This is a genomic window from Pilimelia terevasa (genome assembly GCF_014647915.1).
Lineage (GTDB): Bacteria > Actinomycetota > Actinomycetes > Mycobacteriales > Micromonosporaceae > Pilimelia > Pilimelia terevasa.
In genome coordinates this window covers 1-15590 of the sequence record NZ_BMQC01000006.1, presented here as the reverse complement: position 1 = coordinate 15590, position 15590 = coordinate 1, and the positions used below count along the sequence as shown (strand labels likewise).

Annotated in this window: 17 protein-coding genes; 13 read left to right on the top strand and 4 right to left on the bottom strand. The window is 74.7% G+C overall.

Annotated features, from left to right (window positions below; all coding sequences use genetic code 11):
• The first annotated feature begins 8 nt into the window (after positions 1–8).
• A complete protein-coding gene (locus tag IEY75_RS09865) occupies positions 9–1205 on the top strand; it encodes a hypothetical protein (protein WP_189113968.1) in 1197 nt (398 codons plus the stop codon).
• Between the two features lie 64 nt (positions 1206–1269).
• Entirely contained in the window at positions 1270–1518 is a 249-nt protein-coding gene (locus IEY75_RS09860) for a DUF5522 domain-containing protein (protein WP_189113967.1), read from the top strand.
• A gap of 32 nt (positions 1519–1550) precedes the next feature.
• Here the strand turns inward: IEY75_RS09860 and IEY75_RS09855 are convergent, their stop codons facing one another.
• Positions 1551–2234, bottom strand: a complete 684-nt coding sequence (locus tag IEY75_RS09855; protein ID WP_189113966.1) for an iron-dependent transcriptional repressor DtxR — start codon at positions 2232–2234, stop codon at positions 1551–1553.
• A gap of 273 nt (positions 2235–2507) precedes the next feature.
• Here IEY75_RS09855 and IEY75_RS09850 point away from each other — a divergent pair, with 273 nt between their 5' ends.
• Positions 2508–3347: a sulfurtransferase gene (locus tag IEY75_RS09850; RefSeq protein ID WP_189113965.1), complete on the top strand. Its 840-nt coding sequence runs from the start codon at positions 2508–2510 to the stop codon at positions 3345–3347.
• A gap of 14 nt (positions 3348–3361) precedes the next feature.
• Here IEY75_RS09850 and IEY75_RS09845 read toward each other — a convergent pair whose 3' ends face one another.
• Positions 3362–4318, bottom strand: coding sequence for a sigma-70 family RNA polymerase sigma factor (locus IEY75_RS09845; RefSeq protein WP_189113964.1), 957 nt, complete (start codon positions 4316–4318; stop codon positions 3362–3364).
• Positions 4319–4523: 205 nt separating this feature from the next.
• Between IEY75_RS09845 and IEY75_RS09840 the strand changes: the two genes are divergently transcribed.
• Complete coding sequence (locus IEY75_RS09840; RefSeq protein WP_189114203.1) at positions 4524–5312, top strand: sporulation protein; 789 nt, start codon at positions 4524–4526, stop codon at positions 5310–5312.
• A 57-nt stretch (positions 5313–5369) separates the two neighbouring features.
• Here IEY75_RS09840 and dtd read toward each other — a convergent pair whose 3' ends face one another.
• Positions 5370–5789: a D-aminoacyl-tRNA deacylase gene (gene dtd / locus IEY75_RS09835; protein WP_189113963.1), complete on the bottom strand. Its 420-nt coding sequence runs from the start codon at positions 5787–5789 to the stop codon at positions 5370–5372.
• Between the two features lie 57 nt (positions 5790–5846).
• Positions 5847–7346 (bottom strand): DUF7782 domain-containing protein, encoded by a 1500-nt coding sequence (locus IEY75_RS09830; RefSeq protein ID WP_229789502.1) that lies wholly within the window; start codon positions 7344–7346, stop codon positions 5847–5849.
• Positions 7347–7547: 201 nt separating this feature from the next.
• On the opposite strand from IEY75_RS09830, the gene IEY75_RS09825 reads away from it, so the two are divergent.
• The 9 genes from IEY75_RS09825 to IEY75_RS09785 all read left to right on the top strand — a co-directional run bounded on the left by IEY75_RS09825 (position 7548) and on the right by IEY75_RS09785 (position 15477).
• A complete protein-coding gene (locus IEY75_RS09825) occupies positions 7548–8165 on the top strand; it encodes a sigma-70 family RNA polymerase sigma factor (protein WP_373290253.1) in 618 nt (205 codons plus the stop codon).
• Positions 8162–8914, top strand: a complete 753-nt coding sequence (locus IEY75_RS09820) for a hypothetical protein (protein WP_189113960.1) — start codon at positions 8162–8164, stop codon at positions 8912–8914. The genes IEY75_RS09825 and IEY75_RS09820 overlap by 4 nt, the downstream gene beginning before the upstream one ends.
• 185 nt (positions 8915–9099) lie before the next feature.
• The gene (locus IEY75_RS09815; protein WP_229789499.1) at positions 9100–9903 is read left to right on the top strand and encodes a hypothetical protein; all 804 of its coding nucleotides are present in this window, start codon (positions 9100–9102) and stop codon (positions 9901–9903) included.
• A gap of 372 nt (positions 9904–10275) precedes the next feature.
• Positions 10276–11049: a DUF4142 domain-containing protein gene (locus IEY75_RS09810; RefSeq protein ID WP_189113959.1), complete on the top strand. Its 774-nt coding sequence runs from the start codon at positions 10276–10278 to the stop codon at positions 11047–11049.
• Positions 11050–11096: 47 nt separating this feature from the next.
• A complete protein-coding gene (locus IEY75_RS09805; protein ID WP_189113958.1) occupies positions 11097–11927 on the top strand; it encodes a Pecanex-like protein 1 in 831 nt (276 codons plus the stop codon).
• Between the two features lie 175 nt (positions 11928–12102).
• The gene (locus IEY75_RS09800) at positions 12103–12678 is read left to right on the top strand and encodes an HhH-GPD-type base excision DNA repair protein (RefSeq protein WP_189113957.1); all 576 of its coding nucleotides are present in this window, start codon (positions 12103–12105) and stop codon (positions 12676–12678) included.
• Between the two features lie 174 nt (positions 12679–12852).
• Positions 12853–13191, top strand: coding sequence for a DUF3099 domain-containing protein (locus tag IEY75_RS09795; RefSeq protein ID WP_189113956.1), 339 nt, complete (start codon positions 12853–12855; stop codon positions 13189–13191).
• A gap of 87 nt (positions 13192–13278) precedes the next feature.
• The gene (locus tag IEY75_RS09790) at positions 13279–13635 is read left to right on the top strand and encodes a DUF3039 domain-containing protein (RefSeq protein ID WP_229789498.1); all 357 of its coding nucleotides are present in this window, start codon (positions 13279–13281) and stop codon (positions 13633–13635) included.
• A gap of 114 nt (positions 13636–13749) precedes the next feature.
• Positions 13750–15477 (top strand): DEAD/DEAH box helicase, encoded by a 1728-nt coding sequence (locus tag IEY75_RS09785; RefSeq protein WP_189113955.1) that lies wholly within the window; start codon positions 13750–13752, stop codon positions 15475–15477.
• Positions 15478–15590 lie beyond the last annotated feature (113 nt).

The following is a 15590-nucleotide window of genomic DNA, read 5'->3' as shown; positions in this document are numbered from 1 at the left end:
ATCAGGCCATGGGGAGTCTTCCGCGCAGCGGCGAACACCGGACCAGCCTGGTCCCCGCGGACGTCCTAGCCGTGCATGTGGGCGGACCGGCGTCGGCGGCGTGGCGCGAGGACGCGCTGTGCCGCATCGCCGAGACCGAGGCGTTACGTCGCCGTTGCATAGCGGAGATCACGGCGCGCGAGCACGTACCGGGCGGCTACCCCGACCCCGCCGAGATCGCGGTGGCCCAGGCCGTCGACGAGGCGGCCAGCGGACACCTGGCCGCCGCGCGCGAGAGCGCCGACAGCACCGGCGCGCCGACGCTGTGGCGCCTGTGGGGCGCGCTGACCGGTACCGACGCCGTCCGCACCTGGGCCAACGTGCACGCGGCCGAGGCGCAGGTGCTGCGGATCGCGCCCTCCGACGTGCTGCGCGGCGCGCTGCCCGGACTGGTCACCCACCTGCGGCGGTTCCTGCCGCCGGACGACCTGCGGCGGGTGCAGGTGGAGGCGCTGGCCCAGCAGTACGGCCCGCTCGACCGGCAGTTGCGCGAGTCGCTCGCGTACGCGGTGGCCGCGGGGCACGCGGCGCAGCGCGCCGCGCGTTCGCGGGTGGTGCGCCTCCGGCAGATCGTGTACGCGACCGGTGCGGTCCTCACCGCCATCCTGGTCAGCCTGCTGGTCGTCGGCGTGTGGCACCCCTCCGCGCTGTCGCTGTGCTTCCCGCTCGGCTTCGACCAGGCGGCCTGCCCCACCGGCGTGCGCGCCGTCACCGGACCGGGCGCGGCGCTGGCGGGCGGGGCGGCGACCGGCGGCGACATCGCCGTGGTGGCCCTGCTCGGCGTCGTGGCGGCCGCGCTGTGCGCGGCGGCGACCGCCCGGCTCGGCCGCCTCGACCTCCCCGAACCGGGACTGTCGTCGGCGCTGCTGCTGGTCAAGCTGCCGTGGGGCGGGCTGACCGCGCTGCTCGCGGTGCTCGTGCTCGGCGCGGGCGTCGTCCCGTTCACCCCCCGCAGCGCCGGTGAGATCCTGGGCGTCGCACTGCTGGGCGGGATCCTCCAGCAACTGTTCAGCCGGCGGATGGACCGGCGCGCGGCGACGGTGGTGGCCGCCGCGGCGGGCAAGCAGTCGCCGGGCGGCCGCATCGGCCGCGGCCGGCGCGCGCGGCACGCGGCGGCGGCGACGGAGACACCCGTCATCGTGCCGACGGCCCCGACCCGCGCCTGACCCCACCGATGCCTGGCCGACCCGCGCCTGGCCGACGCCGCGCGGCCGACGCTAGGCTCGCCCGATGGACGCCCCGTCGCCGCGCGCGGCACCGCTGGCGGCGCGGCCGCTCACCGTCCCGCACCCGGACCGGCTGGCCCCCGACGCGCCGGGCAGGGACGCCGTCCTGGCCGCGCACGCGGCGGCGTTGGCCGACGGCGCGGCCGGCTACCCGGACCCGGTCTCCGGCCTGTTCGTCCTGACGGCCGGGTTCCTCGCCGCCCGCGGCACCTGCTGCGGCCGGGGCTGCCGGCACTGCCCGTACGTGACCTGAGCCCCGCCCGTGCCGGGCCGTCGGCCGGCCGGTCAGCGGACCGTGACGAACACCCGGGACGCCACCTCGCGCGGCAGCCGGACCTGCGAGCCCGCCCGGTCGACCAGCACCCCGTCGCGCTCCTGCGCCACCGTCACCACCGCGCCCGGGTCGACCCCGGCGGCGTGGAGCTGGTGCAGGACGTCCACGTCGGTCTGCACGCTCTCGCAGATCCGCGCGACGACGACTTGGCCCGCCAGTCCCGGGAAGGCGAGGTTCCGCTCGCCGTCGCCCGTCGGGTCGGACACCGCCCGGTCGCCGTCGAACTCGTCGAGCCCGGGGATCGGGTTGCCGTACGGCGAGCGCGTCGGCCGGTGCAGCAGGTCGTACACCCGCCGCTCGACGGCGTCGCTCATCACGTGCTCCCAGCGGCACGCCTCCTCGTGGGCGTCCTCGTACGGCAGCCCGATGACGTTGACGAGCAGCAGCTCGGCGAGCCGGTGCTTGCGCATGACGGCGACGGCGTGGGCGCGGCCGAGGTCGGTCAGCGCCAGGTGCCGGTCGCCCTCCACCGTGAGCAGGCCGTCGCGTTCCATCCGGGCCACGGTCTGGCTCACCGTCGGGCCGCTCTGGTGGAGTCGCTCGGCGATCCGCGCGCGCAGCGGCGGGACGCCCTCCTCCTCCAGCTCCAGCACGGTGCGCAGGTACATCTCGGTGGTGTCCACGAGGTGCTTCACGGCACCCTCCCGACGGTGTCGTTGCTGGTGGCTTTCCGGTGGCGCCCGCGACTGCCGCCCGGACCGCCCGCGAGGTCGGGCGGCGGACCCGGGTGCGGCCGCCCACGCGCAGGGGGCGGCGACCCGGCGGTCCCGGCGCCGGTGACCTCCGGCGGTCGATGCTACCCGCCGTGACGGCCGCCGGGGCGCGGCGGCACTGCGGACATCTCCGGCACCGCGCCCGGTGCCGGGCCGGGGGCGCCAGGCCCGGTGCCGCTGGTGTTCACTGGGACCATGACTGCGGTCCTCGTCGACGTCGACACCCTCGCGGCGGAGCTGGCGGCGCCCGCCCCGCCCGCCGTCCTGGACACCCGCTGGCGGCTGCTCGGCCCGCCGGCCGCCGACGACTACCGGGCCGGGCACCTGCCGGGCGCGGTGTTCGTGGACCTGGACGCCGTCTGGTCCGGGCCGCCCGGGCCGGCGGGCCGGCACCCGCTGCCCGCGCCCGCGCCGCTGCAGGCGGCGCTGCGGGCGGCCGGGGTCCGGGCGGGCACGCCGGTGGTGGTGTACGACGACGGGGACGGCGCCGGCGCCGCCCGCGCCTGGTGGACGCTGCGCTGGGCCGGCCACGGCGACGTGCGTGTGCTGGCCGGGGGCTTCGCCGCCTGGACGGCCGCGGGCGCGCCGGTCACCGGGTCCGTGCCGGCGCCGCCCGCGGGCGACTTCGTGGTCGCGGCGGGCGGGCTGCCGGTCCTCGACGCGGCCGCCGCGGCGGCGCTGGCCACCGGACCCGAGGGCGTCCTGCTGGACGTGCGGGCGGCGGCGCGGTACCGCGGCGAGGTCGAGCCGATCGACCCCGTCGCCGGCCACGTCCCGGGCGCGGTGAACCTGCCGGTACCGGCGCTGGCCGGCGCGGCGCTCGCGGACCCGGCCGGGCTGCGCGCGGCGTTCGCGCGGGCGGGCGTGCGCGACGGGGTGCCCGTGGGGGCGTACTGCGGCTCGGGAGTGGCAGCCGCGCAGGCGGTCCTAGCGCTGCACGTGGCCGGCCGGCCCGACGCCGCCCTGTACGTGGGCTCGTGGAGCAACTGGGTCGCCGACCCCGCCCGCCCGGTGGCGACAGGGCCGACACCCTGACCGGTGCCTTCTCCTCAGGCGACCAGGATCGGCCGGCGCAGCTTGGTCAGGGTCCCGCGCTCGATCTGCCGCACCCGCTCGCGCGACAGGCCGAACTCCCGGCCCACCTCGTCCAGCGTGCGGTGCCGGCCGTCGTCCAGCCCGTACCGCAGCCGGATCACCGCCTGCTCGCGGCTGGACAGCCCGGCCAGCATCTCCTCCACCTCGGACCGCAGTCCGGGGTCGTGCTGCGGCCCGTGCACCACCGGCGTCACGAAGTCGGCCAGGACGCTCTCGCCGTCCTCGCCGACGCTCTGGTCGAGGCTGACCGGTTCCCGGTCGTAGGACAGCAGCTCCAGGACGGCCACCTCGGTCACGTCGAGCGCGTCGGCGAGGTCGGCCACCAGCGGCTCGCGGCCGAGGGTCAGGGTCAGCTCGCGGCGGACCCGGGCCAGCCGGCTGACCTGCTCGGCCATGTGGACGGGCAGCCGGATCGTCCGCGCCTGGTCGGCCATCGCCCGGGAGATCGCCTGGCGGATCCACCAGGTCGCGTACGTGGAGAACTTGTAGCCCTTGGCGTAGTCGAACTTCTCCACCGCCCGGATCAGCCCGACGTTGCCCTCCTGGATCAGGTCGAGGAAGGCCATGCCCCGACCGGCGTACCGCTTAGCGATGCTCACCACGAGGCGCAGGTTGGCCTCCAGGAGCTGGTTCTTGGCGGCGCCCCCCTCGCGGGCGACGAGCCGCAGGTCGGCGGCGAGCGCCGGGTCGGCGACCCCGTCGGCGAGCTTCTGCGCCGCGTACAGGCCGGCCTCGACCCGGCGGGACAGCTCGACCTCCTGCGCGGCGCTCAGCAGCGCGGTGCGGCCGATCCCGTTCAGGTACACCCGGACGAGGTCGGCGGAGACGCCGCGCTCGTCGCACGCGTCCAGGTCGGGCTCCGGCCGGATCGCTGTCCCGGCGCCGTCCCTCGTGATCAGGTGCAGGCCCATGGTCCTCTCCTTCGCCCCGTCGGTGTACGCCGCGGGTGAGGGGCCACCGCGCGGTGTGGGGGTCAGCTTTGCTGACGCTCCGTGAAACGTCCGTGAGTCGCGCGCGTGATCCGGGTGAGGTGCGGCGCGGCCGGGGTAACTTCGGGCGGACACCCAGGCAGCGGCCGGCGGCGTGCCGGCCCGGTGTGAGCGGATGGAGCGTGTCTTGGTCTTCAAGCGGATGATGCAGGCGTTCGGGGTGGGCGGGCCGTCGGTCGACACCGTCCTGACGGATCCGCGCTGCCGGCCGGGCGGGCACCTGGAGGGCCAGGTCCACATCGTCGGCGGCGACCACGAGGTCGCCATCGAGCACGTCGCCCTCGGCCTGGTCACCGAGGTCGAGGTCGAGTCCGGGGACAGCGAGTTCCACTCCACCCAGGAGTTCCAGCGGCTGCTCGTGGCGGGGTCGTTCGCGCTCGCGCCGGGGGCGAAGCAGAGCATCCCGTTCCGCCTGGACGTGCCGTGGGAGACGCCGATCACGGAGGTGTACGGCCAGCGGCTGACCGGGATGACCATGGGCGTGCGCACGGAGCTGTCCGTGGCCCGGGCGGTCGACAAGGGCGACCTGGACCAGGTGGCGGTACACCCGCTGCCGGCCCAGGAGCGGCTGCTGGAGGCGCTGGTCCAGCTCGGTTTCCGGTTCAGCCGGGCGGACAACGAGAAGGGCCGGCTGTACGGCGTCCAGCAGGAGCTGCCGTTCTACCAGGAGATCGAGTTCCACCCGTCCCCGCAGTACGCGGGGATGATCAACCAGTTGGAGCTGACCTTCGTGGCCACGCCGCACCAGCTCCAGGTCGTCCTGGAGGTGGACAAGCGGGGCGGGCTGTTCACCGAGGGCAGCGACGCGTTCGGCCGCTTCACGGTCGACTACGCCACGGTGGACCAGATCGACTGGTCGGCGCACCTGGACGGCTGGCTGCGGCAGTCCTGCCAGCGGCGCGGCCTGTTCTCCTGACACCGGCCGGCCCGCGGGGCGGCCGCGGCGTGGTCGGTGCCGGCCCCGCAGGGCGGGTCACACGTCGAGGATGATCGTGCGCGGCCCGTCGTTGGTGCTGCTGACCTGCATGTGGGCGCCGAACCGGCCGGTGGCCACCTCGGCGCCGCGGGCGCGCAGGGCCGCCGCGCACGCCTCGACCAGCGGCGCGGCGGCCGCCGCGGGCGCGGCGGCGGCCCAGCTCGGACGCCGTCCGCGGCGCGCGTCGCCGTAGAGCGTGAACTGGCTGACCAGCAGCACCGGCAGGCCCAGCTCGGCGGCCGACCGGTCGTCCCACAGCCGCAGCTCGTGGATCTTGCGGGCCATCGTCGCGGCCGTCGCCGCGGTGTCGTCGTGGGTCACGCCCAGCAGGACGAGCAGGCCGCGGCCGACCGCGCCCACCTCGGCGCCCTCGACGGTGACCCGGGCCCCCGTCACCGTCTGGATCACCGCCCGCATCGCGCCCCGCCACCGCGGCCGCCCGGACGGCCCGCGGGCCGTCCGGGCGGGGCGGCCTCACGCCGCGCCGACAACGTCGCCCTCCACCGGTACGAGTACGCCCCGCTCGACGAGCCGGGCGAGCACCGGCCCCGCCACCCCGGCCAGCGCCGCCGCCGGTACGTCGTAGGCGGCGGCGAGGACGGCGAGCTGGTCGGCGACCGTCGCGGTACCGTCGCACCCGCCCACGAGCGCGACCAGCACCGGGTCGACCTCCTCCCGCCGGCCCAGCCCCCCGTGCAGGGCCAGGAGCTGGCGGTCCACGGCCCAGCCGTCGGCCCCCCGGGCGGCGGACTGCTCCAGCCGCAGCTCCGGCGCCGTGCGGTACCGCGTGCGCAGCAGCCCCTCGGCGTCCCGCCCGCGCAGCCAGTCCTGCCGGGCCCACCACGCCGCGACGTGGTCCCCCCACCGGCCCTCGACGGGCTGGCGCAGGTCCTCGACCCGGACGACCGGCGCGGCGTCGGTGCGCCGCAGGTTCACCAGCCCGAACCCCACCGCCTCGATCCTGTGTGCGTCGTACCAGTCCAGCCACGCCGCCAGCAGGTGCGGGTCGTGCTCCTGGCCGGCGTCGGCCAGCCAGAGCCGGGCGTAGGAGAGAGGGTCGGAGACCTCCCGCTGGACCACCCACGCGTCCAGGCCGGCGCCCTCGACCCAGCCGGCCACCCGGTCGGCCCAGTCCTCGCCGCGCACGTGCGCCCAGTTGGCCAGGAACTGCATCGTGCCGCCCTCGGTGAGCAGTCCGGGTGCGGCGGCGGCGAGCTGGGCGCACACCGCGTCGCCGGCGCGGCCGGAGTCGCGGTAGGCGTGGGTGCCGGCGCCCGGCCCGACCACGAACGGCGGATTGCTGACCACGAGGTCGAACCGGCGCCCGGCCACCGGCCGGGCGAGGTCGCCGGGCAGCAGCTCCCAGGACTGGCCGGACAGCGCGGCGGTCGTCGCGGCGAACCGCAGGGCGCGGGCGCTGACGTCGGTCGCCGTGACGCGGGCGGCGTGCCGGGCGAGGTCGAGGGCCTGGATGCCGCAGCCGGTGCCGAGGTCCAGCGCGCTGGCCACCGGGTGCCGGACGGTCGCCGCGCCCAGCATCCGGGAGGCGCCGCCGACGCCGAGGACGTGGTCGGCCGGCAGCGCGGTCCCGGCGCCGCGCGGCCGGGCGGCCGCCGGCAGGTCCGCGACGACCCAGCACCCGTCGCCGTACGGCTCCAGGTCGACCCCGGCGCGCACCGCCCCGCCGTCGGCGACGAGCAGCCCGCCGGCCAGCAGGGGGGCGACCGGCACCGCCGCCCCGGCGGCGTCCGCCGGCACGGCCTGCCCGCAGACGTACAGCCGCACGAGCGTGTCCAGCGGGGTGCCGCCCGCGGTCGCGCGTAGCGCGGCCCGGTGGTCGCCGCGGTTCACCGCCGCCGCGGCCTCGGGCCCGATCCGGGCGGCGACGCCGGTGGCGGTGAAGTCGGCCGCGGACAGCGCCGCCCGCAGGCGGGCCAGATCGTCCCCGGGCAGCAGTGCGGTAGTCCCAGTCACCCCGGCATCCTCCCGCGCCCCGGCGGTCCCTCGGGCGGCGGCCCCGGCGGCCGGCCGAAAATTCTCCCGATCGCTTTGATCCGTACGGCGGACGCCCCCGTATCTCCATGCGTCCAGCACCGTCAGCACCGGAGGTAGCCGATGTTGTCGTCCGCGCACGCGAATATCGCCGCGGCGCATGCGGTCAGTCGCGACGCCCCGATCGCGGACCGTTGGCGGGTGCTCGACGCCGGGTCACCGAGAGGTAATGATGTTGCGGTGACACCCAGACCTGGAACCCGGCGGGGGGATCCGTCCTCGGGTGCCGAACGCCACGAGGACGAGCTGCTCCGCCTGCTGTACGAGCAGCACGCCGGCCCGCTGCTGATGTTCGTCTCCCGGCTCACCGGGGGCGACATGCAGCGCGCCGAGGACATCGTGCAGGAGACCCTGCTGCGTGCCTGGCGCAACGCCCACAAGCTGGGCATCAACGGCGAGACGTCGCTGCGCCCCTGGCTGGTGACGGTGGCCCGGCGGATCGCCATCGACGAGTTCCGCAGCGAGAGCGCGCGCGTGAGCGAGACCTACGACCGGGACCTCGAAGCGTTCCCGACCACCGACGAGACTGACCGGGTTCTTGGCATGATGACGGTGGTGGACGCCCTCCGCGCCCTGTCGGACGCGCACCGGGAGATTCTGGTCGAAACCTACTTCCGCGGACGGAGTGTGCCGGAGGCGGCGCAGGCGCTGGGCCTGCCGCTGGGCACCGCGAAGTCCCGGGTCTACTACGCTCTGCGCGCGCTGCGCACGGCTCTGGAGGAGCGGGGGGTGACCCGATGAACCGGTCGGAGGCACAGCACTACGACGTGGCTTCCTACGCGCTGGGTCTGCTGGACGGGCCGGACGCCGCCGTCTTCGAGGACCACCTGGTCGCGTGCGACCGCTGCGCGGCGGAGCTGGAGAGTTTCCTGCCGGTGGCCTCGCTGCTCGCCGACGTCGACGGCGAGGCGTTCCTGGACGCCGAGGCGGCCGTCGCCGAGGGCGACATGCTGGACAAGATGATCAACACGGTCACCTACGAGCGCAGCCGCACGAAGGTGCGCCGCACCTTCTCCCTGGCCGCGGGCGTGGTCGCGCTGGCCGCGGCCGTGGGCGCCGGCCTGCTGGCCGGCAACATCGGCGGTACCGGGGGGCGGACCCCCCAGGCGCAGCCGTCGGCCAGCATCCTGACCGACACCGACAGCGGCGTGCTGGCATCCGTGCCGGCCATCCGGTCCACCGACCCGGCCACCAAGGTGCAGGCGAGCGTGCGGCTGGCGGAGAAGCCCTGGGGCACCGCGCTGGCGCTGGAGCTGCGCAATGTGCGCGGTCCGCTGAAGTGCCAGCTCGTCGCGGTCGGCTCCGACGGTTACGGAGAGGTGCTGAGCACCTGGACCGTGGACCAGATCGGGTACGGCAACGCGGACAACGGCAAGTCGTTGCAGCTCGCCGCCTCCACCGCTCTCAAGCGCGCGGACATCGACCGCATCGAAGTGCAGTCGGTGAACGAGGGAGCCCGTCCGGGCCGCCTCGTGTCCGTCGACGTCTGAGCGATTTTCGTCGATATCCCGGACCTTCCCGGAGTTCGGTCCCGCGGAGGTCCACAATGGTCTTCAATTCATCGAAAAATCTCCAGATCCGTTAATCCGCAGGCCCCGGGGCCGCGTACTCCTAGGTGAACGGGCACCGCGAAGCCTTACGGCGGAATCGACCGCCGGGAACACCAGGAGGATCTGTGAAGGTCAAGACCCGAAACGCGATCGCCGGCAGCGCGCTCGCCGTCATCGCCGCGTTGTCGATGTCGGCCTGCGCTCCGGTGGGTGGCGACGGCGTCAACCAGCAGCCGGTGGCCAACCAGGCAGCCGCTCCCGACGGGTCAGGGGCCGCGGACAGCGGCGCCGACGAGGACGCGACGGACGAGGGCGACTCCGCCGGTGGCGACACCGGCGACAGCGGCGACGCCGGTGATGCCGGCGACAGCGGCGGCGACGCCGACAACCGGAACGGGGAGAGCCAGGACCTGACCGAGCGTCTCATCGCCAAGAGCGTCAAGCAGATGGGCGAGGTGGTCACGGACGAGAAGGGCTGGGTGATGTACCGGTTCGACAAGGACACCCCCGACCCCGCCAAGAGCAACTGCAACGGCGACTGCGAGAAGGTGTGGCCCCCGGCGTACACCGACGGCAATCCCAAGCTGCAGGGCATCGACGCCGAGAAGGTCGGCTCGGTCACCCGCGCGGACGGGACCAAGCAGATCACCCTGAACGGCTGGCCCCTGTACCGGTACATCGGTGACAAGGAGCCCGGCCAGTGGAAGGGCCAGGGCGTCGGCGGGGTGTGGTTCGTCGTCGCACCCGACGGCAAGAAGAACACGAGCTGCATGCCCGAGGGCACGCCGAGCGCCGTACCGCCGCCGGGCAACGACAAGGGCGGCAACAACGACAAGGGCGGCGGCGGCCAGTACGGGAACGGCGGCAACAAGAAGAACGACAAGAGCGGCGGCTACGGCGACAGCGGTGGCGGCGGCGACTACAACTGACGGTGCTGCGGCCCGGCGCTCCGATCTCCCGGAAGCGTGCGGCGGACGCCGGGCCGCACCGTCGACCACAATATCGAACAACGTCGAAATGGATGTCCGACATTGCTCGGCGCCACTCGAATCACACTTGAATTCCTTGTCGGCCATTCTGTGTCACGGGTGACCGCTCGGCCTCTGCGGCCGACTGTTCGGCCACTGCGCAGAATGAGTGTGGATTGGCCGTTCGGTTGACTGGACAGATGGACTCGCGGTTCGTTCGCGGGCTGCTCGTACCAATTGCAAAGCTATTCCTTGACGCTTTATTGACGAACCCCATACGGTCCCTGTCAGTGGAGTGGAGAAGTATTCCGGTGAGTAAAGTTGGAGGTGCGTATGTGGTCTCGTCCTAAGCGGTTCACCGCGCTCCTCGCGTCACTGGCGGTGACCACGCTGGGGGTGCTCTGGTTCGGCGGTACGACGCCCGCGGCGGCGGCGCCGGACATCCCGGGCTCCATGCCCGGCGGGTGGGTCTCCACCCAGTGGGGCCCCCTCGGACCGGCCGACCGGGACCTTCTGATCAAGGTCCGGCAGGCGGGCCTGTGGGAGATGGCGGCGGGCGAACTGGCCCAGGACCGGGCGGCCAGCGCCCGGGTCAAGGAGGTCGGGCGGATCATCGCCGACCAGCACGCCGACCTCGACCGCCAGACGCTGCAGGCGGCGGCCCGACTGGGGGTGGGCCTGCCCGCCGACCCGAACGCCGACCAGAAGGGGTTCCTGGCCACGCTGGGCCAGCTCCGCGGCGACGCGTTCGACCGGGCGTACGCCCAGCTCCTGCGGGACGCGCACGGCAAGGTCTTCACCGTCATCGCGGGCGTCCGCGCCGGCACCCGCAACGAGATGATGCGCGCGTTCGCCGAGGTCGGCAACGGGTTCGTCATGACCCACATGCGTCTGCTGGAGAGCACGACGTTCGTCAACTACGACGCGCTGCCCGAAGCGCCACCGCCCCCGCCGGGGGCGGCCGCCATGGCAGCCGCGGCCCAGGCCGCCGGCCTACCTGGTCTCCCGGCCAGCCCCGCCCTCGACCCTGCGGTGCTCTGGGTGGTCCTGGCTGTCGCGGTGATCGCCGCGCTAGCCACATCTGTCCGAGTTTTCCGCCGACGCTAGATCCTCCCGGGCGGTGCCCCGCCGTCCGCAAAGAAAGGTGACCAGACGTGAACAGGTCAGCGAAGCGCAGGTATGCGAGCGCCCCGACCGGGCGCGGTAGGCGGCTGTTCGCCGCAGGCGCGGTTCTCGCGGTTCTCGGTGCGACGGTTGCCGTCACCCAGATCTCCTCAGCCGCCGAGCGCCGGCAGTCCTCCCAGCAGGTGGGCGGTGCCTTTGCCGGCGGCGCCCGCGGCGGGGGCGGGGCAGGCGGCCGCACGGGGGCAGGAGCGGGGGCAGGAGCCGGGGCGGGAGCCGGGGCAGGTGACAACCGCACCAAGGTCGTCATCAACGGGCTCAACGTGCTCAGCCGGAGTTGCAACGGCAGCCGACTACAGCCCCACGACGGCTTCCAGGCCGGGCTGCGCTGCGTCAACACGCAGTTCGGCGAAGTCAGCGCGGCGGGCCAGAACCCGTCCCTGCTGATCACCGGCGCGCCCCGCGCGGTGCGCCGCGGGCAGGCGTTCAACCTGGTGGTGAGCAGTCGCAACCTGGTCCGCGACCGGTTCCTCGGCGCGGCCGACGGCGGCTACTACCTGGAGGCGTCCCTGCTCAACGGCCAGGGCCTGCAGCGCGGCCACATCCACACCGCCTGCCGGATGCTGGGCAACCAGCAGGTCGCCCAGAACCCGGCCCCGGACCCCGCCTTCTTCGAGGCGACCGAGGACGGCCGGGGCGGCGCGCAGCCGGACCAGGTGCAGATCCGCGTCGACGGGATGCCGACGGCCGGTACCGCCCAGTGCGCGGTCTGGGCCGGCGACGGCTCGCACCGCCTGCCGATGATGGAGCGGGCCAACCAGACGCCGGCCTTCGACGTGGTCCGCGTCGCCGTCGTCAACTAGCGAGTGAACGTCACCCTCCCCGGTGGCCGCCCGGCCGGTGTCTCCCCACACCGCCTCGGCGGCCACCGTCATGCCACCCGCCGGCCGGACCGGTCCACCCGAAGCTCGGACCGGTAGACGGATCAAATACGGGACTCGTTGATCCAGCCGGTGCCGTGCCGGCACCATGTACCTCATGACGCTCTCGCTGCCGATCGCCCCCGAGGCCAACGACCTGCTGCGACGCAGCCCGCTGGCCCTCCTCGTCGGCATGGTGCTCGACCAGCAGATCCCGCTCGAACGGGCGTTCGCCTCGCCGTACGACCTGGCCCGGCGGCTGGGCCACGAGCCCACGGCGCAGGAGCTGGCCGACTACGACCCGGACGCCCTGATCGCCGTCTTCGCGCAGCGGCCGGCCCTGCACCGCTTCCCGAAGGCGATGGCGGTCCGGGTCCGGGACGTGTGCCGCATCCTGGTCGAGCGGTACGGCGGGGACGCCGGTGCGGTGTGGGCCGGCGTCGCCACCGGCCAGGAGCTGGTCACCCGGGTCGGCGAGTTGCCGGGCTTCGGCACGCAGAAGGCGCAGATCTTCGCCGCCCTGCTCGGCAAGCAGTTCGGCGTGCGGCCGCAGGGTTGGCGGGAGGCGTGCGGCCGGTACGGCGAGGAGGGCGCGTTCCGCTCCGTGGCCGACATCGTCGATGGTGCTTCGCTGCTCCGGGTGCGCGAGTACAAGCAGCAGGCGAAGGCGGCGGCGAAGGCCGGAGAATCCTGAGGCGGAGCGCGGCCGCGCGGGGGCGTACCGTTCAGTGGCGGACATCGTTCGACGGGCACGGCCTGACGCGGGTCCGCGGGTTCGAGCAGGAGAGGAAGGCCGCCGCGCGGGCGGCCGAGGCCGACACCTAGCGGGCGCCCCGGGTCCCCCGGCGACCGCGGGCGGGAGGGCACCGTGGCCCGAGAGGCGCCGCAACTGATCACCGACGCGCAGCCGAGTGCGGACGCGCAGCTACGCTCGCGGCAGCGCCGGTACCTGACGATGATGTCCGTCCGGGTGGCGTGCCTGATCCTGGGTGCGGTGCTGGCCAGCGCCGAGGTGCCGCTGCTGTGGCTGTGGCTGACGATCTGCGCGGTGGCGATGGTGCTGCTGCCCTGGCTGGCCGTGCTGATCGCCAACGACCGGCCCGCCAAGCCGCAGCACCGGCTGCGCGCCCCGGCCCCGGCCCCGGGGGCTCCCGCCCGCACCCTGGACAGCCGCCGCGCCGCGACGGTGATCGACGCCGACGACTGAACCGGCCGCGCCGGCCCGCCGGGCGGCGGGCGGGACCGGCCGACGGGCTGTTGGGCGCCGGTGCCCGCGCCTGGCAGAATGGCCGCCGTGACGATTCGAGTGACGGGCGCCCCGGGCGCGGCGACGGCCCCGAAGGTGACGACGGCCCGCGAGGTGACGACGGGTCCGGCGATGGTGGCGACGCACCGCGGGACGCTGGAGCCGCAGGGCGGCGGCACGACGCTCGACGAGCGGATCGAGGCGCCCCTGGAGCAGGGGGACCACGAGCGGTTCTCGCACTACGCCGAAGCCGACAAGATCACCGAGGCGATGGTCCTGGGTACGCCGGTCAAGGCCCTGTGCGGCAAGGTCTGGGTGCCCTCCCGCGACCCGAGCAAGTTCCCGGTCTGCCCGGAGTGCAAGGAGATCTACGAGGACGAGGAGAAGCTGGCGAACTGGACGTGAGCCGGCCCGCCGCGCCGCCGCGGCGATGACCACCGTGCGCCACCCGACCGGTGGTGCGCCCGCCGCGCCCGCAGCGGGCCGTGTCGCCCCCGTCCCCCTGCGGAAGGATCCGTCGTGCCCGTAGCGCTGCCTGACCGCGAGGCGTTTCCGCCGCTGCGGGCGTGGCAGCGGCGCGCGCTGGTCGAGTACCTGCGCCGCCGCGCCAGCGACTTCCTCGCCGTCGCGACGCCCGGCGCCGGCAAGACGACATTCGCGCTGCGGATCGCCGCCGAGTGCCTGATCGACGGGACGGTCGAGGCGGTCACCGTCGTCGCGCCGACCGAGCACCTCAAGACGCAGTGGGCCGAGGCGGCCGCCCGGGTCGGCATCCAGCTCGACGCCGCGTTCCGCAACGCCGACGTGCACTCCTCGGCCGACTTCCACGGCGCGGTCGTCACGTACGCGCAGATCGGCATGGCGCCCGCGGTACACCGGCGCCGCACCATGACGCGGCGCACGATGGTGATCCTCGACGAGATCCACCACGCGGGGGACTCCCGCACCTGGGGGGAGGGCGTCGTCGCCGCCTTCGCGCCCGCCGTGCGGCGGCTGATGCTGACCGGTACGCCGTTCCGGTCCGACGACAACCCGATCCCGTTCGTCACCTACGAGGCCGGCGGCGACGGCCTGGCCCGCTCCCGCGCCGACTCGACCTACGGGTACGCCGACGCGCTCGCCGACGGCGTGGTCCGACCGGTGATCTTCCTGGCGTATTCGGGCGAGACCCGCTGGCGGACCAGCGCCGGCGACGAGCTGGCCTGCCGGCTCGGCGAGCCGATGACCCAGGACCTCGTCGCCCAGGCCTGGCGGACCGCGCTGGACCCGGTGGGCCAGTGGATGCCGCAGGTCCTGCGCGCCGCCGACGCCCGGCTCCAGGTGCTGCGCGACGCGGGCATGTCGGACGCGGGCGGGCTGGTCATCGCCAGCGACCAGCAGTCCGCCCGGGCGTACGCCCGGCTGCTGCGCGACATCACCGGCCAGGCCGCCGTCGTCGTGCTCTCCGACGACGTCGGCGCCTCGGCGCGGATCGCCGCGTTCGCGTCCTCGGCGGACCGCTGGCTGGTGGCCGTGCGGATGGTCTCCGAGGGGGTGGACATCCCGCGGCTGGCCGTCGGGGTGTACGCCACCAGCGCGTCGACGCCGCTGTTCTTCGCCCAGGCGATCGGCCGGTTCGTCCGCGCCCGGCGGACGGGCGAGACGGCGTCGGTGTTCCTGCCCTCGGTGCCCCACCTGCTCGGGCTGGCCAGCGAACTGGAGGCCCAGCGCGACCACGTGCTGGGCGGTCCGAAGCGGGAGGGCTGGGAGGACGAGCTGCTGGAGCGCGCCCAGCAGGCCGACCGGGCCTCGGGGGAGCTGGAGAACCGGTTCGAGGCGCTGTCGGCGACCGCCGAGCTGGATCAGGTGATCTTCGACGGGGCGACCTTCGGCGCGCCGGTGGGCGCCGGTACGCCCGAGGAGGAGGAGTACCTCGGGCTGCCCGGCCTGCTCACCGCCGACCAGGTCTCGGTCCTGCTGAGCAAGCGGCAGGCCGACCAGCTCGCGGCGCAGCGGCGCGAGCGGCGGGTCGGGGACACCGCGCCCCAGCAGGCCGGCGAGCGGGCGGCGGCGCCGGCCTCGGCCGCGCAGCGGCGGGTGGCGCTGCGCCGGCAGCTCAACACGCTCGTGGCGGCCCACCACCACCGCACCGAGACCCCGCACGGCCGGATCCACGCGGAGCTGCGGCGCCGCTGCGGCGGCCCGCCCAGCGCCCAGGCGACCATCGAGCAGTTGGAGGAGCGCATCGCCGCCTGCGCCGACCTCTGAGAGGGCGTCTGGTTCACGTAGTTTGTGATATTTCTGGGTCGTAGGGGTCTCGCCAGGTCGGGGTGGTTTCGTCGGTGACTCTTCTGGCGAGGTTGTCGATCATGGCTATGTGG